This window comes from Pseudomonas chlororaphis subsp. chlororaphis (genome assembly GCF_003945765.1).
In the GTDB taxonomy this organism is placed as follows: Bacteria; Pseudomonadota; Gammaproteobacteria; order Pseudomonadales; family Pseudomonadaceae; genus Aquipseudomonas; species Aquipseudomonas chlororaphis.
This window is the reverse complement of sequence record NZ_CP027712.1, coordinates 2,718,837-2,741,354: the sequence shown is the minus strand read 5'-3', so window position 1 is coordinate 2,741,354 and position 22,518 is coordinate 2,718,837. Positions and strand designations below refer to the sequence as shown.

16 protein-coding genes are annotated in these 22,518 nt (G+C 61.2%); 6 read left to right on the top strand and 10 right to left on the bottom strand.

Annotated features, from left to right (window positions below; all coding sequences use genetic code 11):
* Positions 1-41 precede the first annotated feature (41 nt).
* The gene (locus C4K27_RS12640; RefSeq protein WP_053260706.1) at positions 42-728 is read right to left on the bottom strand and encodes a hypothetical protein; all 687 of its coding nucleotides are present in this window, start codon (positions 726-728) and stop codon (positions 42-44) included.
* Complete coding sequence (locus C4K27_RS12635) at positions 728-1,702, bottom strand: hypothetical protein (protein WP_053260705.1); 975 nt, start codon at positions 1,700-1,702, stop codon at positions 728-730. The genes C4K27_RS12640 and C4K27_RS12635 overlap by 1 nt, the downstream gene beginning before the upstream one ends.
* A gap of 550 nt (positions 1,703-2,252) precedes the next feature.
* Here C4K27_RS12635 and C4K27_RS12630 point away from each other — a divergent pair.
* The 3 genes from C4K27_RS12630 (at position 2,253) to C4K27_RS12620 (ending at position 7,382) form a co-directional block, all read left to right on the top strand.
* Positions 2,253-2,543: a hypothetical protein gene (locus tag C4K27_RS12630; protein WP_053260704.1), complete on the top strand. Its 291-nt coding sequence runs from the start codon at positions 2,253-2,255 to the stop codon at positions 2,541-2,543.
* Between the two features lie 595 nt (positions 2,544-3,138).
* Positions 3,139-4,521, top strand: coding sequence for a site-specific DNA-methyltransferase (locus tag C4K27_RS12625; protein WP_249040642.1), 1,383 nt, complete (start codon positions 3,139-3,141; stop codon positions 4,519-4,521).
* A 158-nt stretch (positions 4,522-4,679) separates the two neighbouring features.
* Entirely contained in the window at positions 4,680-7,382 is a 2,703-nt protein-coding gene (locus C4K27_RS12620; protein ID WP_053260702.1) for a DEAD/DEAH box helicase, read from the top strand.
* A 121-nt stretch (positions 7,383-7,503) separates the two neighbouring features.
* Here C4K27_RS12620 and C4K27_RS12615 read toward each other — a convergent pair whose 3' ends face one another.
* From C4K27_RS12615 to C4K27_RS12595, 5 genes are all read right to left on the bottom strand, one after another.
* A complete protein-coding gene (locus C4K27_RS12615; protein ID WP_053260701.1) occupies positions 7,504-8,547 on the bottom strand; it encodes a restriction endonuclease in 1,044 nt (347 codons plus the stop codon).
* A gap of 372 nt (positions 8,548-8,919) precedes the next feature.
* Positions 8,920-9,804, bottom strand: a complete 885-nt coding sequence (sigJ, locus tag C4K27_RS12610) for an RNA polymerase sigma factor SigJ (RefSeq protein WP_053260700.1) — start codon at positions 9,802-9,804, stop codon at positions 8,920-8,922.
* A 2-nt stretch (positions 9,805-9,806) separates the two neighbouring features.
* Positions 9,807-10,247 carry a carboxymuconolactone decarboxylase family protein gene (locus C4K27_RS12605; RefSeq protein ID WP_053260699.1) on the bottom strand — a complete coding sequence of 147 codons (441 nt, stop codon included), beginning with the start codon at positions 10,245-10,247 and terminating at the stop codon, positions 9,807-9,809.
* A 100-nt stretch (positions 10,248-10,347) separates the two neighbouring features.
* Complete coding sequence (locus C4K27_RS12600; protein WP_053260698.1) at positions 10,348-11,352, bottom strand: PDDEXK nuclease domain-containing protein; 1,005 nt, start codon at positions 11,350-11,352, stop codon at positions 10,348-10,350.
* A gap of 123 nt (positions 11,353-11,475) precedes the next feature.
* Positions 11,476-11,886: a PA0061/PA0062 family lipoprotein gene (locus C4K27_RS12595; RefSeq protein WP_053260697.1), complete on the bottom strand. Its 411-nt coding sequence runs from the start codon at positions 11,884-11,886 to the stop codon at positions 11,476-11,478.
* A 221-nt stretch (positions 11,887-12,107) separates the two neighbouring features.
* Here C4K27_RS12595 and C4K27_RS12590 point away from each other — a divergent pair, with 221 nt between their 5' ends.
* Genes C4K27_RS12590 through C4K27_RS12580 form a run of 3 tightly spaced genes read left to right on the top strand, consistent with a single transcriptional unit; the run spans position 12,108 to position 17,908 of the window.
* A complete protein-coding gene (locus tag C4K27_RS12590; RefSeq protein WP_053260696.1) occupies positions 12,108-15,329 on the top strand; it encodes an efflux RND transporter permease subunit in 3,222 nt (1,073 codons plus the stop codon).
* On the top strand, positions 15,319-16,485 hold the full coding sequence (locus tag C4K27_RS12585; RefSeq protein ID WP_053260695.1) for an efflux RND transporter periplasmic adaptor subunit: 1,167 nt from the start codon (positions 15,319-15,321) through the stop codon (positions 16,483-16,485). The genes C4K27_RS12590 and C4K27_RS12585 overlap by 11 nt, the downstream gene beginning before the upstream one ends.
* Positions 16,469-17,908 (top strand): efflux transporter outer membrane subunit, encoded by a 1,440-nt coding sequence (locus C4K27_RS12580; RefSeq protein WP_053260694.1) that lies wholly within the window; start codon positions 16,469-16,471, stop codon positions 17,906-17,908. Before C4K27_RS12585 ends, C4K27_RS12580 begins: the two co-directional genes overlap by 17 nt.
* Positions 17,909-18,856: 948 nt before the next feature.
* Here C4K27_RS12580 and msrA read toward each other — a convergent pair.
* The 3 genes from msrA to C4K27_RS12565 are packed head-to-tail and all read right to left on the bottom strand — an operon-like array spanning position 18,857 to position 22,442.
* Positions 18,857-19,306: a peptide-methionine (S)-S-oxide reductase MsrA gene (gene msrA, locus C4K27_RS12575; RefSeq protein ID WP_053260693.1), complete on the bottom strand. Its 450-nt coding sequence runs from the start codon at positions 19,304-19,306 to the stop codon at positions 18,857-18,859.
* A 17-nt stretch (positions 19,307-19,323) separates the two neighbouring features.
* A complete protein-coding gene (locus C4K27_RS12570) occupies positions 19,324-20,379 on the bottom strand; it encodes an ABC transporter substrate-binding protein (RefSeq protein ID WP_053260692.1) in 1,056 nt (351 codons plus the stop codon).
* Entirely contained in the window at positions 20,376-22,442 is a 2,067-nt protein-coding gene (locus tag C4K27_RS12565; RefSeq protein WP_053260691.1) for an ATP-binding cassette domain-containing protein, read from the bottom strand. The genes C4K27_RS12570 and C4K27_RS12565 overlap by 4 nt, the downstream gene beginning before the upstream one ends.
* Positions 22,443-22,518: the final 76 nt, after the last annotated feature.

The window sequence follows — 22,518 nt, the reverse complement described above, 5'->3', positions numbered from 1 at the left end:
TACGATCTATCTGAATAGACACCAAGCCGACCGACAACACCTCAAGGCAAAGCCTCAAACCGCCCACTCCCCTTATTCCACTGAAACCCCGGCAACCTGCAGTCGCTCAAACTGAGCCGCAGGCTCTGCCCCTCGGCCTGCACCTGCAACATATCCACCCCTTGATACAGACAACCCGGCGCCGCCAGCGTCAGGGTCTGCAGCGGTTTGCCGCTGGCCTTGTCCACCACCTCGATCGCCGTTATCCGCTGGTCATTGCCCTGCATCGGCACCTGGAAATACCAGCGTTTGGTGGACGCGCTCTGCAACAGCGTGGTGTTCGGCTGCGGCCACGAACGGTCCGAGTCCACCAGCGCCACCAGCTTCAGTCTGATGGGCAAGGTCTTGCCAGTGCGATAACTGGTCCAACTGCCGCGCACCTGCTCGCTCTGGCGGCTGACCATCAGGTCGTTGAACTGCAAGCGCGCCACCGGCAGGCCCTGCTCGTCCAGCTCGTCCATGGCCAGCACCTTGTTGCTGAAACTGAAGGTCGGCTTGAGGCGGATCGGCGTGCGATAGCGCTGGTAGGCATAGGTCCCCTGGTACAGCGCGTTCTGGCTGCCCAGTGTCAGCACAATGGCCTGCTTGCCCAAGGTGCCCTGATACACCCCATGGGCCGCTTGCGCCGGCACAAGCCACGACACCAGCAGCACCGCCGCCAACCCACGAAAAACATTAACCCGCCGCATCAGAAACGCCCCTCGAGAGACTGAATGAATTCCAGCCGGTCAGGGCTGATCACGCGGTAATAGTCCCTACGCTGGGTGCCCGCACTGAAGTTGATAAAGTCCTGCTTGCTGAACTCCATCTGCCCGCCGGCAAAGCGCACCGTGCCCTCGGCGGCCAACTGCTCCAGCTGCGGATGGCGCAGATACGCCTGGGTCTGTGGGTGGTACAGGTAATACTGGGTCGGCGCGCACAGCACACTGCCGTACGGGCCGTTCAAGCTGTAGCCCTGCACCTGGAAATCGAGGGTGGAATCGGCATCGAAATGCTCGAAGGTCAGGGTGCGGGTCCCGGTCGGAGCCATGCACCACTGCCCGCCCACCTCCTGCACCACCTCGCCGGTGGCCCGGCTCAGCACCCGGATGTTGTCCACCCGCCCCCTGTCCTCCCCGGCATTGCGCACGGCATGCACACTGAAGTAGAACTGCTGGTCGGCCGCCGGCTGCAACAGCTCACCGTCAAAGGCCTCGCGCTGACTCCCGCCAAAACGCATCACCCGCTGCAACTGCAACGGCTGCTGTACGCCCGTGCGCAAATCGACCAAGGCCCCCTGCAACGCCTCAGCCCCCTCGGCAAAGGGCTGCAACGACACAGCCGCCGCCGGCAACGTCGGGTTATCCATGATATTGATCAACAGCCCCCTGTCCGGACGATACGGCGTGAGCTCCAAAGGCATCGGCAAGCGCTCGGCCCCGCTAAACCAATAGCCGGACATCCCGCCGCCGTATTGCGAGTCATACACCAGCGCCAGCTCCACCGGCGTATCGCCGAGCGTGCCGCGATAAGTGGTGACCGGGTTGGCGCTGGCCGTGGACACACTCAGCGCCAAACCCACTAAAAGCGCCGGCGCCAACCGGAAGAGAAAATGCCGCAAGCGAGACACACCACCCCGCTTCCCTATCCCTACTCGCCTCCCGCCATCAACGGACTGGGTCATGCCTGCGCTCCTTGCAATGGATAAAAGGCGCGCAGAATAGCAAAGTCTTACGCCCTGTAGCCGCTGCCGAGCCCGCGAGGCTGCGATGGGGCGCGCAGCGCCCCCAAACCGGCACACCCCGATTATCCAGCTACACCTCAACGACTGAATGGCGCCATGGCCTGGACCTGCGGTAACCGCTACGGAGTGTTAGCAACCATCTCGCTTGCGGCAAGGATCAACGACTCAGCCTCGCCCTACCCACAATCGAGACCTTTCCTACAGCCCTGCCGTTGTTCCTAATCCACCCCACACCTATAGTTTTCACGTCTGCTGATTTCGATCAGCGACAGGGTTTCGCAGCCCTACAGATACGATTAATCTAAGCCCACCATAAAAACACTGGTCGCCCACCGCGTCCTGAGTTTGCTTTCTTTATGGCGGCTGTGTGCGGGAGATCTTCGGATCTGCCGAGTTCTCGTATCTTCGGTCTGCGAACCCGCGCATAGCTGCCACCCAATTCGATTCGCAGCGAATGGCAGCTGTATTTTCCGATACGAGGAGCAATGCCATGAAGACTCAAGATGAGCCTCAACGCTTTATCCCGCTGACGCCAATCGCCAGCGACACGCCTGTACTGTTTATCGATAGCCATGCGCCTTTAGCGGATCTACATGCATGCGCCAGCGAGCGTTTGCGCACCACCCTCGACTACCTGAACTTGATGGCCTGCATTACGTTGCGAGATTCCAGCGACAAGGACATTGGCACCGTGACCAATACCGCCCGGTTGTTGCTGCAGGATGTGCGGGATGTGTTGGCAGTGATTGAGACTCGTGCTTTTAGCCAACAGCAAGCCTAATACCAGTCAGTTAAGAAAAAATGTCGTTTCTCTCTCCAAGGAGAAACGACATTGTTGTGGCCTCCGGCATATCTGTCCTCACGAGTGAAACCGTGCGAACAGCTTAACTGGTTGGCATCAGGCTCTTTGCCGGCTTTTTAATTGTCCGAAATAGCCCTGTTCCATCCAAGAATCCACCTGGTAGCTTGGTTACTTCAGAAGCCTCAGGCATCCTCCTGTTCGACGACACTCAATCTCATGGACTCATCCGACAATGAATAGAGGGACAGGCGGGAGACCATAAACGCTCCTTCGGCAGCAGGAGTGGTCATTTGCTTCTGCGGTCTGTGTTCCACGTCCAGCCAGCTAACGCCTATAGGATTCCCAATCAGTATCAAAAGGTGCTTGCACTGGGTAAGCGTCCCCCCAGACCCGCCCTAACAAGATAGTTTGTCATGTACCAACGAAACTCTTCTCCCGAGTCGCTCAAGGTCCTGATCGTGCAGGAACGCCTGCAACCGGCGACCTCACCAGCCTCTCCTAAACACTAGTGTTTTAATCACGCGAGCGGCGGATACAATGCTCCTTTTTTGCATCAGCAAGGGCCAAAAGCAAAATGCCATTTCTAGATTGGGTCAACAAAAACCAAGCCAAAGAAATCCCGCTTGAGGTGCCTTATCACCTACTAAAGCGAGAGAAAACCTACGGCGACACTCAAGCCGCTAGCAAGAACCTCATCATACAAGGTGACAACCTCTTAGCCTTGAAATCGCTGATCCCATTCTACGCCGGTCAGGTGAAATGCATTTTCATCGACCCTCCGTACAACACAAAAAGCGCATTCGAACACTACGACGACAACCTAGAGCATAGTCAGTGGTTGTCGATGATGTATCCGCGCCTAGTACTCCTACGCGAGTTGCTTGCCGAAGACGGTAGCATCTGGGTAACTATTGACGACAACGAAGCTCACTACCTCAAAGTTCTCATGGACGAAGTATTCGGCAGGAAAAACTTCGTTGCCTCCTTCGCTTGGGAAAAAGATAAAGGTCGCCGAAACGATACAGATGTTTCTAGCGCTCACGATCACGTCATTTTGTTTGCACGCCAGAGGGATGTATGGAGCAAGACAAGAAATCTACTCGACAGAACTGAAGAGCAAAATGCTCGATACAAAAACCCAGACAAGGATCCAAGAGGCCCATGGTTACAGGGAGACAACGGAACCGCCAAAAGCGGTAGTGCCGCGCAGAGATACCCGATAACCCTGCCATCCGGGCGTGTAGTGACGCCCCCCTCAGGCAACTACTGGCGATTCTCACAGGAAAGCCTAAGGCTAGCCCTAGCCGAAAACCGAGTCTACTTTGGAAAGGATGGGGACCGGCTGCCTATTATCAAACGTTATCTGACTGATGTTCAGGATGGAGTTGTCCCTCGAACTTGGTGGCCCGCCGAAGATGCGGGGTCCAACCAGTCGGCAAAACGAGACCATCTTCGTAAACTCCTACCAGAAATAGAGCCATTCTCTACCCCTAAACCAGAAGAGCTTGTTCACTTAGTCCTCCGAATTGCTACTAATCCAGGTGACCTCGTGCTGGATTCATTTTTGGGGTCTGGTACTTCTGCCGCAGTTGCTCACAAGATAGGCCGACGCTACATCGGCATCGAAATGGGAGATCACGCACGAACGCACTGTGTACCACGCCTCGAAAAAGTCATCGAGGGCGAATTAGGCGGTATCAGTCATACCGTTAACTGGAATGGGGGGGGGGCTTCTCCTTCTTTACTCTGGGCGAACCTGCTTTCGACGAGCAAGGCCAACTCACCAGTTCTGTGCGCTTTGGCACTCTTGCGGCATACATCTGGCACCTTGAAACAGGAGCTCCCGGTCAGCAGGATTTCAACTCTCTACTATTGGGTGAACATCACGGAACCAGCTATTTTCTCCTCTACAATGGCATCCTCGGTGACCGACGCCCCGCAGGCGGCAATGTCCTAACAAATGCAGTCGTTGCAATGTTACGAGATCTACAACCGAACCCTGGCCCCATTGTGGTTTATGGAGAAACCACCCGCCTAGGCTCAGCACGCATGAATGCCGAAGACATCACCTTCAAACAAATTCCCTACGACGTAAAGATGCGCTGAGAGCCGACTATGTTCAAACTAAAAAAGTACCAAAACGACGCCTTAGACGCTCTGAGTGATTTTTTTGATAGGACACGTAAGGTTTCTATTCAAGAAGCCTACAAACATGTACTGCAGCGGCAACAGCGCACTGAAGCTTACCAAGAGATTTTTTCTAACGTCCCTAGCGTCTGCTTACGCGTTCCAACTGGTGGCGGCAAGACTCTACTAGCAGCTCACGCCGTGGCACTTGCTGGTAAATCAGTTCTCGACAGTGATGCCCCTATTGCGCTGTGGCTCACGCCTTCAGATACCATCCGGACTCAAACACTTGAAGCCCTCTCAAATGCCCGCCATCCGTATCGTCAAGCCCTGGCCTACTATTTCGGAGATCGCATACGTATCTGCGATCTCGAAAGTTTACAGACAGTAGGCCCACACGATATAGGTAAAGCTTGCATCGTCGTTGTGGCGACTATACAGGCCCTCAATGTTAGTGATACTAGCAAGCGAAACGTTTATTCATTTTTTGAAGAGCTTGGTGAACACTTCCGTGACTTACCTGCTCCACTGATAGCCAATCTTGAAAAGGTTACTGAGGGCGATCTGCAGAACCAGAAGTTCCTGACCACCAAGGACCTTGGCAGAGTTAAGTGGTCAGTTGCAAACTGGCTGCATTTACACCGTCCACTAGTCATCGTGGATGAAGCACACAACAATCGCACCGACCGTTTTTTCAAAACACTGGGCCGGTTACACCCAAGTTGCGTAGTCGAAATGACTGCAACCCCAGTCCCAGGCAACAACGTTCTCTACCACGTGTCCGCCCAAGAACTTCGTGCGGAGCAGATGATCAAGTTGCCTATTGTCCTAGCTGAACATCCAGAAGGATGGCGAGAGTGCCTACGTGACTCGATCCTAACGCGAGATAGTCTTGAACTTGCGGCTCTAAAAGAAGACGACTACGTTCGCCCAATTGTGCTTATCCAAGCCATGCCAAAAGGTGGTGAAGCAACGGTTGACGTTGTAAAGCAACACTTAATCGAGCAGGAAAATATCTCTCCCGAACAAGTTGCAATTGCTACTGGCGCCCAAAAAGAACTAGATGGAGTTGATTTATTCGATCCAGACTGCAAGGTTCGATACATAATAACTATCGAAGCTTTAAAAGAAGGCTGGGACTGCTCCTTCGCCTACGTGCTATCCAGCCTCCAATCGGTGAACTCCTCCAAAGATGTCGAGCAGTTACTGGGGCGTGTACTCCGCATGCCATATGCAACTGATCGCAACCAAGCATCCTTAAACAAAGCCTATGCCCACATCGTGGCAACAAACTTTGCAGAGGCTGCCAGCAATCTTCGCGATCGCTTAGTTCAGAACATGGGTTTTGAGCGATTGGATACCGCCGGCATTATTGTTCCTCAGCAGTCTCTTCCCTTGGCTGGCGGCTCCGATGGCATAGCGCAGATTATTGGCCAGACCACTACTCCCTCAATACCTGACTGTCATGTCGAGCTACCGTCAGTACCTGAAACTTATAATTGGCCGGAAGACTTGAAAGCGCAGGTTGAAATTCGTCCTACATCACAAGGCGCAACCCTGGTGCTCAAAGGCAACGTGGATAACGAGATTCTGAAACAAGCGGAAACGTTTATTACTGCGTCCCTCCCCCCAAAAGCCAAAGCAGCTAAGGAAAAGGTAGCTCAGCAATTTGCTGATCATCGGGCGGTTCGAAATGCATTACGAGCTCCGGCGCAGTTAGGGATCTTATTCTCACCAATTCCTCAGCTGTGCCTAAAACTGGATGGTTACCTTGAAGTTGTCGAGAAAGAAACCCTGGCGGAGTTAGGCGACTGGAACTTACTGGACTATCCCGTGCAACTTGCAGGCTTCGCCATTCACGAAACAGTCAACTCCTTCGAGATTGATATGCAGGGGGAGAAAGTCAAGTTCCGCCACATTGATGCCCAACAGCTAAAATTGAACGAGGTAACTAGCCATATCAGCCTACAAGACCTAGTGCGATGGCTGGATATACAAGTGCGCAAACCATTCCTGCCTCAGCCACAGGTGCTAGCCTATCTAACAAAGTTGCTTTCCCACCTTATGAGTGATGTTGGCCTGGGCTTAACCGCGCTGGTTCGTGCTAGATTTCAGCTGGCCGATGCCATCAAGAATGAAATAGAGCGTCTGCGTAAACAAGCTATGGAGAAAGGATTCCAAAGGCGACTCTTTGACATGTCCGTACCGACGCTAGAGGAGGTGGCGCAGTACAGTTTCTCATTCGACGCCGGAAGATATCCAGCACGGAACATTTATCAAGGCAGCTACGAATTCAACAAGCACTTCTATCCCGTTATCCATGACCTTCGGGAAAAAACGCCAGCTGGTAATACCTCAGAGGAATTCCGATGCGCGATGGCGATTGATGCTCACCCCAAGGTTAAGCACTGGGTTCGCAACATTGAACGCCAAGAGAGCTGCTCATTCTGGTTACCAACCGCATCTGACTACTTTTACCCAGACTTCATAGCAGAGCTGGAAGATGGCCGTATTCTAGTTGTGGAGTACAAAGGTGAGCCCTACAAGACGAACGACGACTCCAAAGAGAAACAACAGATTGGGCATCAGTGGGAAAAGACTAGCAATGGCCTCTGCCTCTTCCTATTTGCTGTTGAACGAGATGACCTGGGTCGAGATGTCTTCAAACAACTGGCAGATAAGTTAGTGTAGACATTAATCTATTTCGATTAATTCTTGCGCCCAGAGAATGAGCTTCGCCCGCAGGCAATGCCTTATTCAAACGCTGAAAACAAACGGGACGGCTGCAAACCTGTCCCGTTTCACTAAAGCCTCAAATATCCTCCGTCAGCGCCGCCGTCCAAATCCGCTTAAGCGGCAGCTCCGATTTGATGCCCTCATCCAACCGGTCGTAATACATAAACAGCTGATCCAACAGATCATCCTGGTTCCACAACCGCAAGCGGAAAAAGCTGGACGCCAGCTCCTTCTGCACATTCCCACGATAACCACCCCAAGCGACAAACAGCCCCTGACTAGCGTTGAACTTGCTCATCGCCCCCAGCAGCTTGTCTACGGTCGGACGATCCACTAATCCAGTACCCGACTTCACTTCAACGCAAATCGCCTGCCCGCCAAAGCCCATCACGCCGTTACTGGCCAACACATCAACACCACCATCGGCCCCCTCCGGGCTTTGCCAGACGCTGAAACCTTGCGCCCGCAAAATTGCCGCTACCAGAGTGGTCAGGCGATGGCCTTTAAAACGTCGTTCGATCAGTCGGACGATATGGTCCTTGCCGGTCCGCTCCAGATCGGTTTCGGCTTCCTCGACCGCCACCTCATCAGAGGCGGTAGCCGTATCACAGACCAATTGCTGCAAGGTCTCGGGCTGCCAGCCATTTCTATGCATAGAGCGAATGCGCTCTTCGGCGTTATTACGCTGGATTCGGCAAATGGTCATAAACGCGCCGAAGCTGTAGAGCAGATCCTGGGAGAAATTGGAGCGGGGAATTGCTTCGCCAATCCATTCAACCGCTCGCCAGTGGAAAAATGGATCGGGGCCACCGACGGCAAATTGATAGTCGCCGACCAGCTTGCCGATATACACCACCGGTTGGGTTTTGAGTGGTAATACGATTAGATCCCCCGCCTGCATGCGCTGAGCGAAAGGCCAGATCTGGCTGCTCCAGTTTTGTAGTGTTCTTGGTTTCGCCTCTGGGTAACGCGCTGCCAGTTCGGTCTGTATTTGGTCGCGTTGCTTGAACGCACTTAAATCCACATCCAGCCCATCCCACGTCACATAGACGCGGCGTTCACTGATGAACTTGTCTTCGAACTCCCCTGCGGACCCCGCTCGGACCAGCCATACGGCCATTGGTGTTTCTCCCTGTCTGCTGATTCAGAGCCGATGTCGAACTGCCATGCCCTTTTAGTGGGTAAAGCTGATACCGGACGATTGAGTCGAGCGCAAGTGCCAGAGGCTCAGTCATCGTCCAGAACTAGCTGCATTCGGGCTACTTGGTCGCTTACTTGATCGCCTACTTGGTCGCTTTGGCTGAGACCGGCCGAGGCTCGATTGTCCGCGACGGGCTTGAAAGGCTGCGTTTATCCAATCAATGCACGGTTATCGTTGACGTTCATCGCGAGCAAGCTTCGCTCCTACAGTGGATCACCTTCGCCTAGCTGATCGGCATTAGTACCCCAGGTTTGCTAATCCGCAGCCTCCCAAGGCTGTGCAATACACGCATCACGCCAACGAGCTCCCCAACAACCCCAACTTCTCCGGATTCCGCATGATAAAGACGCGGTTCACCCGCCCCCCCGCGTCATACCCAAAACTCACCACCGCCACCACCTCCCCGTCCCCCTTCAACACCACCCCACGCCCACCATTGATCTCCACCTCCTGCCACTGATACTCCCGCCAGTACCGGCTCAACGACTCCCCCACAAACGCCAACACCGCCTCCACCCCATACAACGTCTCGCGAATGGCGCTGGCTTTACCACCGCCGTCGGCGCACAGCTCGACGTCTTCGGAGAGCATGGCGGCCAGGCTTTGGGTCGAGCCGCTGGTGATGGCGCTGTGGAAGGCGCTCAGCAGTTGTTGCTGGCGTGAGGGTTCCGGCTGGTAGCGCGCTTGGGTGTTGCCCAGGCTGGCTTTGGCGCGGGACACCAGTTTGCGGCAGGTGGCTTCCTGGACGCCGAGGGTTTGCGCAACTTGGGGGTAGTCCAGGTCGAAGATGTCGTACAGCAGGTAGGCGGCGCGTTCCTTGGGGGTCAGGCGTTCGAGCAGCAGCAGGAAGGCGGTGGACAGCGACGAGGCCAGTTCATGGTTCTGTTCGGGGGAGTCGTGATGCAGGCTGTGGATCGGTTCCGGCAGCCAGGTGCCGACGTAGTCCAGGCGCGAGCGCTGGGCCGAGCGCAGCAGGTCGATGCAGTGCCGGGTGCAGGCGGTGGTCAGCCAGGCGGCCGGGGTAGCGATGGAGGCCTTGTCGGCCTCCAGCCATTTGATGAACAGGTCCTGCACCACGTCCTCGGCTTCGGCGCGCGAGCCAAGGAGGCGGTAGGCCAGGCCCAGCAGGAAGCTGCGACGGCTTTCGAACACCGTCGTTTCATCGATTCGATCCATCCTCAGTGCCTCGACACCTGCAAGCGATTCCACAGGTTGATCATGCCGATATCGGCCGTCAAGGCGGCGATCTGCGCTTCGCTGAAGTGTTCGCGCAGGGCGGCGCGCAACGAGCCGAAGTCGGTGTCTTCACGCAGCACGGTGAGGGCTTCGGTCCAGGCCAGGGCGGCGCGTTCGGCGGCGCTGAAATCGCTGACATGGCGCCAGACCACCAGGCGGTCCAGGCTCTCGTTGCTTTCGCCGTCTTCACGGGCTTCGCGGGTGTGCATCTTCACGCAGAAGCCGCACTGGTTGATCTGCGAGGCGCGCAGCACCACCAGGTGGTGCAGCTTGCGCGCAAGGCCGTGGGCGTCGATCAGGCCGTGGACCTGGCCCAGGCTTTCGAAGATTTCGGGGATGGTTTGCAGCAGGTTGACGGCTTGGGTCGGGTGGCTGGATGACATGGGGTGGCTCCGTTAATTGAGGGATACACCGACATGACGGGCCAGGTGGGTGGTTTGTGACGGGGGAGCGGAAAAATAATTCGGGCTCCGATAAGGCGGCTCAAACCGCCTGAGGATTCAGCGCATAAAACTCATGCAGCTTGGCCTGCAACAGCTTCTTGTCCGGCAGTTGTGTCTGATACTCGGCGATCAAGGCGGGCGACAGTGAGCGGCTAAGGGCGTACTCGACCACCTCGTCGTCCTTGCTGGCACAGAGCAGCACGCCCAGGGCCGGGTTCTCATGGGGTTTGCGCACCTGGCGGTCCAGCGCTTCCAGGTAGAAATCCAGCTTGCCCAGGTATTCCGGCTCGAAGCTCCCGACCTTGAGCTCGATGGCCACCAGACAATTCAAGCCGCGATGGAACAGCAGTAGATCCAGCACAAAATCGCGCCCGCCAACCTGCAAGGGATAGCGCGAAGCGACAAAGCAGAAGTCGCGGCCCATTTCGATCAGAAAGTCTTTCAGTTGCTGCACTAACCCACTGTGCAGGTCGGCTTCGCTATGCCCCTGGGCCAGGTCGAGAAACTCCACCACATAGGCGTCCTTGAACACCCTCAACGCCTCGGGATGCAATTGTCTCAACGCTGTCGAGACTTTTGCCGGTTGGGTCAGTGAGCGCTCGAAAAGGGCCGATTTGATCTGGCGCTCCAGTTCCCGGGTTGACCATTGTTCCTGGATCGTCATGCGTAGGTAGAACTCGCGCTCTTCTGGCCGCTTGCCTTGCGCAAGAATGATCAGGTTCTGGGTCCAGGGTAATTGTGTCAGCAGTGCTGACACTTTCTCCTCGCCTCGATAAACCTCATAGAACTGCCGCATGCGGAACAGGTTACGCCGGGTAAAACCCCGCAACCCCGGCTGCTGCCGCGCAAGATAATCCGCCAGTTGCTGAACCACTCCATCGCCCCACTCCGCCGCCTCGATCTTGCGGCTGATATAGGCGCCGACCTGCCAATACAGCTCCACCAGTTCGGTGTTCACCGCCCGCATCGCCCGTTGGCGCGCGGCGGCGATCATTTGCGCCACTTCGTTGAAGGCCGCATCGGTGGATGGCAGTGCTTGATTCATAAAATGGGTCCTGCCTGAAGGATGTAGTCCACCATCATCAGGCGGCCCTCAATCAACGTGCAGTCAGCCGCTTCTCCTTCTATTGAGCGAAATTTCCTGGATTGAGCAACGCCGACAGCGCTGTCACCCCGGCATACACTCAAAATCCCGCACGCTCGCCACCTGCTTCCCCTCCCCGTCGTACAACCGCGCCCTCACCTCAGTCCCCAAGGTCGACTCCACCAGCTTGTAATGCTCCCCCGCCTTGAAGCTCGGGTAGCTCACCTGCCCGCGGCAATCGACCTGGTTGGAGTCGCCGCCGACTTCTTCGAACAGGGTCACGTCCAGGCGATGGGCGCCGGGTTGGACTTCGAAGTAGCGGCCGTCGTCGACGTTCTTGCCGTCGACGCGTTCGGCCATCAGGTCGCTGGAGCCCTCTTCTTCGAGGCTGATCCAGGCTTCGTTGGGATCGGCCTTGGGCATCGGGCCGGCGCAGGCGGAGAGCAGCAGCACCAGGCTCAGGGCGGGAATCAGCAGCAGCGGTTTGGCGTTCATGGCAGGTACCTCGGCAGTAAAAAAATCGACACAGGGCGGAGCGGAAAAAGCGCTCGCGCCGATTGCCATCCAGCTTGTCGAGGCCCCCGCCACAGGACAAATGAATCCCCGTGAAAGGAAATTCAGGCCCAACCTAAAACTTCCTTCACCTGGCTGAAAGCCGCGTGTTAGGTGGGTCGCGGCAGGCTGCCGAGGTTCGTTTTCCCTCGGAGGTCCACCGCATGCTCGGGCTGGTCAAGACCGCTCTGCTCAAGCCCTACACGTTTATCGTGCTGGCGATTTTTATCTGCATCATCGGGCCGCTGGCGGCCCTGCGTACGCCCACCGATGTGTTCCCCGATATCGGCATTCCGGTGGTGGCGGTGGTCTGGCAGTACACCGGCCTGTCGCCGGACGCCATGGCCGGCCGGGTGATCTACACCTACGAGCGCTCCCTGAGCACCACGGTCAACGACATCGAGCACATCGAGTCGCAATCCTTGCCGGGCATGGGCATCGTCAAGATCTTCTTCCAGCCGGGGGTGGATATACGCACCGCCAACGCCCAGGTCACGGCGGTGTCGCAAACCGTGCTCAAGCAGATGCCGCCGGGCATCACCCCGCCGCTGATCCTCAACTACAGCGCCTCGACGGTGCCGATCCTGCAGATGGCCTTCTCCAGCCCGACCCTGTCGGAAGCCAGGATCCGCGACCTGGTGCAGAACAATATCCGCCTGCCCCTGAGCTCGGTGCCGGGGCTGGCGATGCCGACGCCCATGGGCGGCAAGCAGCGGCAGATCACCCTCGACCTGGACCCGCAGGCGCTGGCGGCCAAGGGCCTGTCAGCGCAGGACGTGGGCAACGCCCTGGCGGCGCAGAACCAGATCATCCCGGTGGGCACCGCCAAGCTCGGCGCCAGCGAGTACACGGTGCTGCTGAACAACAGCCCGACGGCCATCGACGAGCTCAACGACCTGCCGATCAAGACTGTCGACGGTGCGCTGATCACCATTGGCCAGGTGGCCCATGTGCGCGACGGCTCGCCGCCGCAGAGCAATATCGTGCGGGTCGACGGCCACCGCGCGGTGCTGATGCCGGCGCTGAAGAACGGCAATATCTCCACCCTGTCGATCGTCGATGGCATCCGCCAGATGCTGCCGCGCATCGATGAAACCCTGCCGCCGGCGCTGAAGACTTCGCTGTTGGGCGACGCCTCGGTGTTCGTCAAGCAGTCGGTGGGCAGCGTGGCCCGGGAAGGCATCATCGCCGCGCTGCTGACCAGCGCGATGATCCTGCTGTTCCTCGGCAGCTGGCGCTCGACCCTGATCATCGCCGCCTCGATCCCCCTGGCGGTGCTCGCGGCCATCGCCCTGCTCGCCGCCAGCGGCCAGACCCTGAATGTCATGACCCTCGGCGGGCTGGCGCTGGCGGTGGGGATTTTGGTGGACGACGCCACGGTGACCATCGAGAACATCAACTGGCACCTGGAACAGGGCAAGGCGGTGAAGACCGCGATCCTCGACGGCGCCAAACAGATCGTCGGCCCGGCGTTCGTTTCGCTGCTGTGCATCTGCATTGTCTTCGTGCCGATGTTCCTGTTGCAGGGCATCGCCGGCTACCTGTTCCGCCCCATGGCGCTGGCGGTGATCTTCGCCATGGCCAGCTCGTTCATCCTCTCGCGGACCCTGGTGCCGACCCTGGCCATGTACCTGCTCAAGCCCCATGTGCCGGAGCCGGGCCCGGGGCATCACCCGGAAGACGCCTTCATCAACCACCACGAGGGCGAACAGCACGCCCGGCCACGGCATGCCCTGGTGCGCGGGTTGCTGGGGTTCCAGCAGGGGTTCGAGCGGCGCTTCTCCAACGTGCGCGACACCTACCACGGCCTGCTGACCCTGGCCCTGGCCAACCGCAAGCGCTTCCTGCTCGGTTTTCTCGCCTGCGTGCTGGCCTCCTTCGCCCTGCTGCCGAGCCTCGGCCAGGACTTCTTCCCGGCCACCGATGCCGGTGCGCTGGCCCTGCATGTGCGCCTGCCCCTGGGCACGCGGATCGAGGAAAGCGCGGCGGCCTTCGACCGCATCGAGGCGCGGATTCGCGAGGTGATTCCGCCGGAGCAGCTGGACAGCGTGATCGACAATATCGGCATCCCCCTGAGCGGCATCGACATGGCCTACAGCAGCAGCGGCACCATCGGCCCGCAGGATGGCGACATCCAGGTGACCCTCAAGCCCGGCCACGCGCCGACCGCCGACTACGTGAAGCGATTGCGCGAAGCCCTGCCGGAGAGTTTTCCCGGCAGCCAGTTCGCCTTCCTGCCAGCGGACATCAGCAGCCAGATCCTCAACTTCGGCGCGCCGGCGCCGCTGGATGTGAAAATCTCCGGGCCCGACAGCGCCGCCAACCGCGCCTATGCCCTGGAACTGCAACGGCGCCTGCAACATGTGCCGGGCATCGCCGACCTGCGTATCCAGCAGTCCACCGGCTACCCCTCGCTGGCGGTCAAGGTCGACCGCCTGCGGGCCAATGGCCTGGGGATTACCGAGCGCGACGTGACCAACAGCATGGTGGCCTCCTTGGCTGGTAGCTCCCAGGTGGCGCCGACCTTCTGGCTCAACCCGCAGAACGGCGTGTCTTATTCCATCGTCGCCGCCACCCCGCAGTACCGCCTGGACAGCTTGCCGTCCCTGGAGGCGCTGCCGGTGACCGGCAGCAACGGCCAGTCGCAGATCCTCGGCGGCCTGGCCAGCATCTCGCGGGTGGACAGCCCGGCGGTGGTCACCCACTACAACATCCAGCCGACCCTGGACCTCTACGCCAACGTCCAGGGCCGCGACCTGGGCGGCGTGGCCCGGGATATCCAGCACGTCCTCGACGACAGCCAGGCGCTGCGGCCCAAGGGCGCGACCATCAGCCTGCACGGGCAGATCGATGCCCTGCACGAAGCCTTCAGCGGCCTGAGCCTGGGCCTGCTGGGCGCGGTGGTGCTGATCTACCTGCTGATCGTGGTCAACTTCCAGTCCTGGCTCGACCCGTTCGTGATCATCACCGCGCTACCGGCGGCCCTGGCCGGCATCGTCTGGATGCTGTTCTTGAGTGGCACCTCGCTGTCGGTGCCGGCGCTGACCGGGGCCATCCTCTGCATGGGCGTGGCCACGGCCAACTCGATCCTGGTGGTGAGCTTCTGCCGCGAACGCCTGGCGGAACACGGCGATGCCCTGAAGGCCGCGCGGGAGGCCGGCTACACGCGCTTTCGCCCGGTGTGCATGACCGCCCTGGCGATGATCATCGGCATGCTGCCCCTGGCCCTGTCCGAGGAGCAGAACGCGCCCCTGGGCCGCGCCGTGATCGGCGGCCTGATCCTCGCCACCACCGCCACCCTGTTGTTCGTTCCCGTGGTGTTCAGCCTGGTCCACGGGCGTCACCCCACTCGCGCTGTCGCTGGAGAAAGTACCCATGTCGCCTGAACACACCCCCTCGCGCAAACGCCTGCTGTGGCTCGGCATCGGCGGCCTGACCCTGGCCGCCCTGCTGGTGGCCAACGGCCTGGCCGCGCGCACCCGCCATGAACGCGCGGTGGCCGCCTGGACCGAAACCGCCGCCGTGCCCCAGGTCCTGGTGTTGCAGCCGCAGCAGAACCGCCAGGGCGACACCCTGCGCCTGCCGGCGCACCTGGAAGCCTGGAGCAAGGCGCCGATCCATGCCCGGGTCAGCGGCTACCTGAAAAGCTGGAACAGCGACATAGGCACCAGGGTCGAGGCCGGGCAAGTCCTCGCCGAAATCGACAGCCCCGACCTCGACCAGCAACTGGCCCAGGCCCATGCCCGGCTGGTGCAGGAACAGGCCAATGCGCGGCTGGCGCAGACCACCGCCGTGCGCTGGCAGAACCTGTTGGCCAGCCACTCGGTGTCGCGCCAGGAGGCCGATGAAAAAACCTCCAACGCCGCGGCCGCCAAGGCCAATGCCGAAGCAGCCGCTGCCGATTACGCGCGGCTCTCGGCCCTGGAGGACTACAAGACCATCCGCGCGCCCTTCGCCGGCACCATCACCGCGCGCCACACCGATATCGGCCAGTTGATCAAGGCCGACAACGACAGCGATCCGCAGCTGTTCGATCTGGCCGACACCCGCAAGCTGCGGCTCTACGTGCCGGTGCCGCAGAACTACGCCAGCGTGATCCGCCCCGGCCTCAGCGCCGAGCTGACGGTACCGGAACACCCCGGCCAGCACTTCAGTGCGCGGCTGATCGGCGACTCCACCGCCATCGATCAGCGCTCCGGCACCCTGCTCGCCCAGTTCGTCGCCGACAACCCCGACGGCGCGCTGCTGCCCGGCGACTATGCCGAGGCCGCCCTGGCCCTGCCCGCCGACACCCGGGGCGTAAGCATCCCGGCCAGCGCCTTGATCTTCCGCGCCCAGGGCACCCAGGTGGCGCTGCTCGACGAGCACAACCACGTGCACCTGCGGGACATCCATATCGGCCTCGACCTCGGCGCGCGGCTGGTGATCGACCAGGGCCTGCAAGCCGCCGACCGGGTGATCGACAACCCGCCCGATGCCCTGCGCGAAGGCGACCTGGTGCAACTGGCCGACGCCGGAGGTGAACATGCGCCCAAGGCTTGAACCGCTTGCGGTGTTGCTGGTGCTGGCCCTGCAAGGCTGCTCCCTGGCGCCCGGCTATCAGGTGCCAACCGTGGAACTGCCGGCCCACTACCGCGAACAGACCAGCGACGGCCCCTGGCATCCGGCGCAACCGGCGGATCAGCTGGCCAGCCAGTGGTGGCGGCTGTACCAGGACCCGCGCCTGGATGACCTGCAACAACGCCTGCTCAAGGCCAACCCGGACCTGGCGGCGGCGCTGGCGCACTTCGACGCGGCCCAGGCCTATGCCAGCCAGCTGCATGCCGGGCTGTTCCCGCAAATCAGCGCCAGCGGCCAGTCGCTGCGCCAGCGCCAGTCGGACCACCGGCCGTTGCGCGGCGGCAGCCAGCCTTCGGTGTACAACAGCAACAGCGCCGGTTTCTCGCTGAGCTTCGACCCGGACCTGTGGGGGCGGATTCGTAACCAGGTGGCCGCCGGCGACGCCCAGGCCGAAGCCTCGGCCGACGACCTGGCGGTGGCGCGCCTGAGCCTGCAACAGCAGCTGGCGGCGCTCTATGTGCAGCTCAATGGCCTGGATGCGCAGCGCGCGATCCTCAGCCAGTCCCTGGACGATTACGCCCAGGCCCTGCAACTGACCCGCAGCCGCTACCAGGGGCAGATCGCCTCGGAGTTGGACCTGACCCGCGCGCAAAACCAGCTGGCCAGCGCCGAGGCCGAACTGGACGAAGTGCGCGGGCAACGTAATCTCACCGAACACGCGATCGGCGAACTGGTGGGCGAACCGGCCAGCCAGTTCCAGCTGCCCGCCACCCAGCAGACCCTGGCCGTGCCCAGCGTGCCGCAACAACTACCCAGCGCCCTGCTGCAACGCCGCCCGGACATCGCCGCCGCCGAACGCCGGGTGTTCGCCGCCAACGCCAACATCGGCGTGGCCCGGGCCGCCTGGTACCCGGACTTCAGCCTCACCGGCCTGCTCGGCGGGCAGACCCAGGGCAGCGGCAACCTGCTGGCAGCGGGCAATCGCTACTGGGCGCTGGGGCCTCTGGTCAACCTGCCGATCTTCGACGGCGGCCGCCTGAGCGCCAACGAACGCCAGGCCCACGCCGAATTCGAGGAAGCCGCCGCCCATTACCGCGGCCAGGTGCTGCGGGCGGTACGTGAAGTGGAAGACAACCTGGGGCAACTGCGGGATTTGCAGCAGGAGGCCCTGGACCAGCAAGCGGCGGTGAATGCCGCCGAGCATACGCAGGCCCTGGCGATGAACAGTTATCAGGCGGGGGCGGTGAGTTATCTGGAGGTGGTGACGGCGCAGACCGCGGCGTTGCAGGCGCAGCGGGGGTTGCAGGCGCTGCAGACGCGGCGGTTGCAGGCGAGTGTGGGGTTGGTGGTGGCGTTGGGTGGGGGGTGGAAAAGTGGGGGCCTGATGCCAGAGGCAGGGCTATAGAAAGCTCGATGCTCCTGTGTACATATCCGTTTCTGTGGTTACGGCCACTTAGGGTTCCGCCCTTACGGCGGCTCACTTTTGAAGAGCGCAAAAGTAAGCAAAACGCTCTTGCCCCACCACTCGGTGCCTCGCTAAGGCTCGGCATGCCCTCACTCCGGCATTGATCCGTGGGCCGCCGCCACAGGCCATCCATGGCCTGGGGCGGCTAACCCGGCATCCCTGCCGAGTTGCCCACTGCGCAGAACCTCCACTCGGCCTCCCGATGGGGCAAACCATCAAAAACAACGCGAGGCGGCCTACCGGCCGGCCTGGCTGGGAATGCGGTCTCTGTAGCCGCTGCCGAGCGCAGCGAGGCTGCGATCGAGGCCGAAGGACTCGCCAGGCGGGCACCGCGTTTCCCCAGATCCTGCGAGGCGCCAGGTTTAGCGGCCCTGCGGGCCGATCGCAGCCTCGCTGCGCTCGGCAGCGGCTACACAAAGCGTGTCAGACACAAGAGTTGCAGCGTGGCGAAGGCAGCAAGCTTTGGCTTGGCTTTGGCTCTGTTTTGGTTTTAGTTTTGGCTTTTGATCTATTGGCCCCGTTAACCACGATGGCCGAACGCAGGCATTGAGCCGTGGGTAACCCGGCAGGACGCCGGGTTAGCCGCACTGGGCCAGGGATGGCCCATTGCGGCGGCCCACGGATCAATGCCGGAGTGAGGGCATGCCGAGCCTTAGCGAGGCACCGAGTGGTGGGGCAAGCGTTTTTTGGTTCCTTTTTTTGGCGTTTGAAAAAAAGGGACTCGCCGTAAGGGCGAAACCATAAGCCGCCGTGACCGCAGGAACGGATATGTACCCCGTCCAAAAAGTCCAGCGCCAGAGCCGACGCTATCGCGAGCAATCGAGCGTCGACCGGCTGCTCCTACAGAAGCCGACCTGCAGCAAGAGCAAACCACCTGCGGCCAGCGCCTCAGATATGGCAACTGCTCAAGCCATTCTTTTCCAGGTAGCGCTGGTGCGCTTCATCCGCCAGTTCAAACCGACCCAGGGGCACGATCACCGTGGCCACGGGTTTATTGAGGCGGCCGGAGTCTTGCAGGGCCGTCTTGGCCTGCCGTGCCTGTTCGGCCTGTAGGGCGTTGGTGTGGAAGATCGCCGAGCGATATTTCCCCCCAGCATGCTCCCCCTGCCGATCCACCGAAGTCGGATCATGCAGCCCCCAAAAGTGCTCGATCAGGCTCGGATAAGCCAACACCCGAGGATCGAAATCCACCTGCACCACCTCGATCCGCAACGACTCATCGCCCGCCTCCACCGCGTAGCCCACCCGTGTCTCCACCACCCCCGGCAGTGCCCGGAACGCGGTTTCCGCGCCCCAGAAACAACCCGCGCCGAAGGTCGCCTGCTTGATCCCGCTCATGTTCCGAAGCTCCTCGTTCACTGCACCGCTCCGACTTTCTCGCCGCTGGCGCCCAGCCATTGATCGACGATCGCCGGGTTGGCCTGGACCCAGGCTTTGGCCGCTTCCGCCGCCGGTTGCTGTTCCTTCTCGATCCTGAGGATCAGGTCGTTCAACACCTGCGGGTCGATGCTGAAATTTTCCAGGAAGGCGGCGATCCGTGGCGCGCGTTTCTGCAAGGCGCTGGAGGCCAGGACATAGACCCGGGCGTCCGGGTAGGCGCAGGTGATCGTGCTCTTGTTCAGCCAGTCGGCGTCCACCGTCGGGCTGATGAATTTCCAGCAGCCGTCGGCCTTGTACAGCGGGTCGCCCTTCTTGTTGTCCTGGGCATAGCCGTCGAACGCCGGCTCGTCCAGGCGGCGCAGGTCGAAGGCGGAGAAGATCCAGTCCGGGGTGTAGGCGTAGAACACCACACCGCGCCGGGCCTTGTAGGCCGCGGCGAGTTTGGCGTAGGTCACCGAGGCTTCGGTGGACACCGATTCGAATTTGTCGGCAAAGCCGAAGTCCTTGGCCTTGATCTGGCCGATATAGGTCGACTCCCAACCCGCCGGGCCCACCAGCAATTGCGCCTTGCCGCCGCCCAGGGGTTCGAAGAGCTTGGCCACTTCAGGCTTCTGCAGGTCGTAGACCGACTTCACGCCGTATTGGTCTTGCAGGTAGCCGGGGATATAGAAGCCCTGCACCCCCAGGTACGGCTGCTTGTTCGGCACCAGGGAGCGGGTGCCGCCGGTGACGTACTTGGCCCAGGCGGCGGATTGATTAGGCAGCCAGATATCGGTCAGCACATCCACCGAGCCGTCGCCCTTGGCCGCGGCGGCGAACAGCACCGGTATGTCACCGGCCAGGTAAGACACGTCGCCGTCGAGGCGGCTTTTGATCACCTCGCCGAGGATGTTCTGGATGGCGATGGCGCCGGTCCAGTTCTGTTCGCCGATGACGATCTTGTCCTTGGCCAGGGCTGGCAGAGCCAGCCCCAAAAGCAGCGCGGCAGCGCCCAGGGTGCGGGAAAACAACTTGTTCAAGAGACACCTCATTGCTGATGGAAAGCGCGATCCCGCTGACGCAGGGTCGCTTGAATGATGCGGTCGGGAATCAATGCGCAGAACACGATCGCCGCGCCAGCCAACATGCCCTCGCCGCCCTTGATATTGCGCAGCGCGGTCATCACGTCGTAGCCCAGGCCGCCGGCGCCGATCAGCGCCGCGACCACCACCATCGACAGGCTCATCACCAGGGTCTGGTTGATCCCCAGCAGCAGCGAGCCGGCGGCCAGGGGCAGCTCGACCTTGGTCAGGATCTGCCACGGCGTGGCGCCATGGGCCAGGGCCGCTTCGACGGCGGTCTTGGGTACTTCCCGGATCCCCAGGGCAGTGAGGCGGATCATCGGCGCCAGGGCGAAAATCACCGTGGCGATCACCGCCGGGGTCTTGCCCACCGAGAAGAACGCCACCGCCGGGATCAGGTACACGAAGGTCGGCAGGGTCTGCATCACGTCCAGCAAGGGCGTGATCAGGCGCCGCGCCAGGGCGCGCTTGGCCAGGAGGATGCCGGCGGGCACGCCGATCAGCAGCGACAGCAGCACCGAGGAACCCACCAGGGCCAGGGTGGCGATGGTGCGTTCCCAGAAACCGAACAGGCCGATATAGAGCAAGGCCGCCGCGCTGGTCAGGGCCAACGCCGCGCCGGCACTGCGCCAGGCCAGCAGCACCAGGGCCAGCGCCGGCACCGGCCAGGGCAGCCAGCCCAGCAGGCTTTCGATGCTTTCGATCACCGTGCGCACGGCGACAATCACCCCGACAAAGGTGCTTTCGAAGGTGACCTGGGACCAACCGATCAACTGGTCGATGGCCGCCGCGGTGCCCAGCAGCGCCTGGCGGTCGGCGGGAAATTGCAGCCAGGGGCCGCTGGCATCCACCGCCAGCACCCGCCACAGCACCAGGCCCTGGCACAGCAGCAGGACCAGCCACGGCAAGCGCCAGTCGGAACGACCCTGGCGGCTCAGACGGCGGGCCAGGGTTACGCTGAGCAGGCGGCTGAGCGACAGGCCGAGCACCGCCAACCCAGCCCAACCGAGGCTGGCGCTGGCCAACCATTGGCCCAGGGCACTGGCCGCCGCCAACTCCAGGGCGAACCCCAGCCAATACAAGGCGCCACGGCCGCTGGCAGCCAAGGCCGCCGGCCCCAGCAACAGCGCCTGCCAGAAGGAAAACCCCGGGGCCACGGGCGCCGGAGTGATTGTTGTTTTAGCCGAAGCGACGGGCGCCACGGCCAGCGTGTCGCTGCGCGCGCCGTGCTCCTGAAAGAAGTCCGCCACCTCGGCGTCCGCCGGCTGCTCCAGCAGTTCGCCGGGCGTGCCGAGCTGGATCAGCTGGCCCTGGCGCAGCACCGCGATGCGGTCAGCCAGACGCAAGGCCTCCGCCGGGTCGTGGGTGACCAGCAAGGTGGTGATGCCGCGCTCGCGCACCAGGCGCAGGAAGTGGCTTTGCAGGTCGCGGCGGATGGTCGGGTCCAGCGCACTGAAGGGTTCGTCCATCAGCAGGATGTCCGGCTCGCTGACCAGCGCGCGGGCCAGGCCGACCCGCTGCTGCATGCCGCCGGACAGCTCATGGGGATAGTGCTCGCCCCAGCCCTCCAGGCCCATGGCCCGCAGTTGCACATCGGCCGCGGCCTGGCGCAGGGCCTCGGGTTCGCCGCGCAGTTCCAGGGGCAAAGCGACGTTGTCGCGCACGCTGCGATGGGGCAGCAGGCCGAAGTGCTGGAAGACCATGCCGATGCGCCGCGAACGCAGGGTGCGCAGGTCCTTGGCCGAAAGCTGGCTGATCGCCGCGCCATCGATCAGCACCTCGCCGCTGCTGGGCTCGATCAGCCGGTTGATGTGCCGCAGCAAGGTGGACTTGCCGCTGCCGGAGGTGCCCATCAGGCACAGCACTTCGCCACGGCGCACGCTGAGGCTGACCTGCTCCACCGCCGGCGCGGACGAGCCGCGGCCGTAGTGCTTGGTCAGGTTGCGCAGCTCCAGCACCACCTCGGCGCTGGCCGGTTGCGGGGCGGACGCGGCTGGGACGGCAAAGGCCTCTTGGGGGTAAACGGCAGACACGGGAACTCCTGACGCCGGACGCGCAGCCGCGTCACCGGCAGTGATAAAGAAGAAAAATGGCTGGGGCCGACCAGGC

What these genes read in the sequence shown, in the direction of transcription:
- C4K27_RS12640 (WP_053260706.1), bottom strand. Translation starts at nt 728, where the DNA reads ATGCGGCGGGTTAATGTTTTTCGTGGGTTGGCGGCGGTGCTGCTGGTG.
- C4K27_RS12635 (WP_053260705.1), bottom strand. Translation starts at nt 1,702, where the DNA reads ATGACCCAGTCCGTTGATGGCGGGAGGCGAGTAGGGATAGGGAAGCGG.
- C4K27_RS12630 (WP_053260704.1), top strand. Translation starts at nt 2,253, where the DNA reads ATGAAGACTCAAGATGAGCCTCAACGCTTTATCCCGCTGACGCCAATC.
- C4K27_RS12625 (WP_249040642.1), top strand. Translation starts at nt 3,139, where the DNA reads ATGCCATTTCTAGATTGGGTCAACAAAAACCAAGCCAAAGAAATCCCG.
- C4K27_RS12620 (WP_053260702.1), top strand. Translation starts at nt 4,680, where the DNA reads ATGTTCAAACTAAAAAAGTACCAAAACGACGCCTTAGACGCTCTGAGT.
- C4K27_RS12615 (WP_053260701.1), bottom strand. Translation starts at nt 8,547, where the DNA reads ATGGCCGTATGGCTGGTCCGAGCGGGGTCCGCAGGGGAGTTCGAAGAC.
- sigJ (WP_053260700.1), bottom strand. Translation starts at nt 9,804, where the DNA reads ATGGATCGAATCGATGAAACGACGGTGTTCGAAAGCCGTCGCAGCTTC.
- C4K27_RS12605 (WP_053260699.1), bottom strand. Translation starts at nt 10,247, where the DNA reads ATGTCATCCAGCCACCCGACCCAAGCCGTCAACCTGCTGCAAACCATC.
- C4K27_RS12600 (WP_053260698.1), bottom strand. Translation starts at nt 11,352, where the DNA reads ATGAATCAAGCACTGCCATCCACCGATGCGGCCTTCAACGAAGTGGCG.
- C4K27_RS12595 (WP_053260697.1), bottom strand. Translation starts at nt 11,886, where the DNA reads ATGAACGCCAAACCGCTGCTGCTGATTCCCGCCCTGAGCCTGGTGCTG.
- C4K27_RS12590 (WP_053260696.1), top strand. Translation starts at nt 12,108, where the DNA reads ATGCTCGGGCTGGTCAAGACCGCTCTGCTCAAGCCCTACACGTTTATC.
- C4K27_RS12585 (WP_053260695.1), top strand. Translation starts at nt 15,319, where the DNA reads ATGTCGCCTGAACACACCCCCTCGCGCAAACGCCTGCTGTGGCTCGGC.
- C4K27_RS12580 (WP_053260694.1), top strand. Translation starts at nt 16,469, where the DNA reads ATGCGCCCAAGGCTTGAACCGCTTGCGGTGTTGCTGGTGCTGGCCCTG.
- msrA (WP_053260693.1), bottom strand. Translation starts at nt 19,306, where the DNA reads ATGAGCGGGATCAAGCAGGCGACCTTCGGCGCGGGTTGTTTCTGGGGC.
- C4K27_RS12570 (WP_053260692.1), bottom strand. Translation starts at nt 20,379, where the DNA reads ATGAGGTGTCTCTTGAACAAGTTGTTTTCCCGCACCCTGGGCGCTGCC.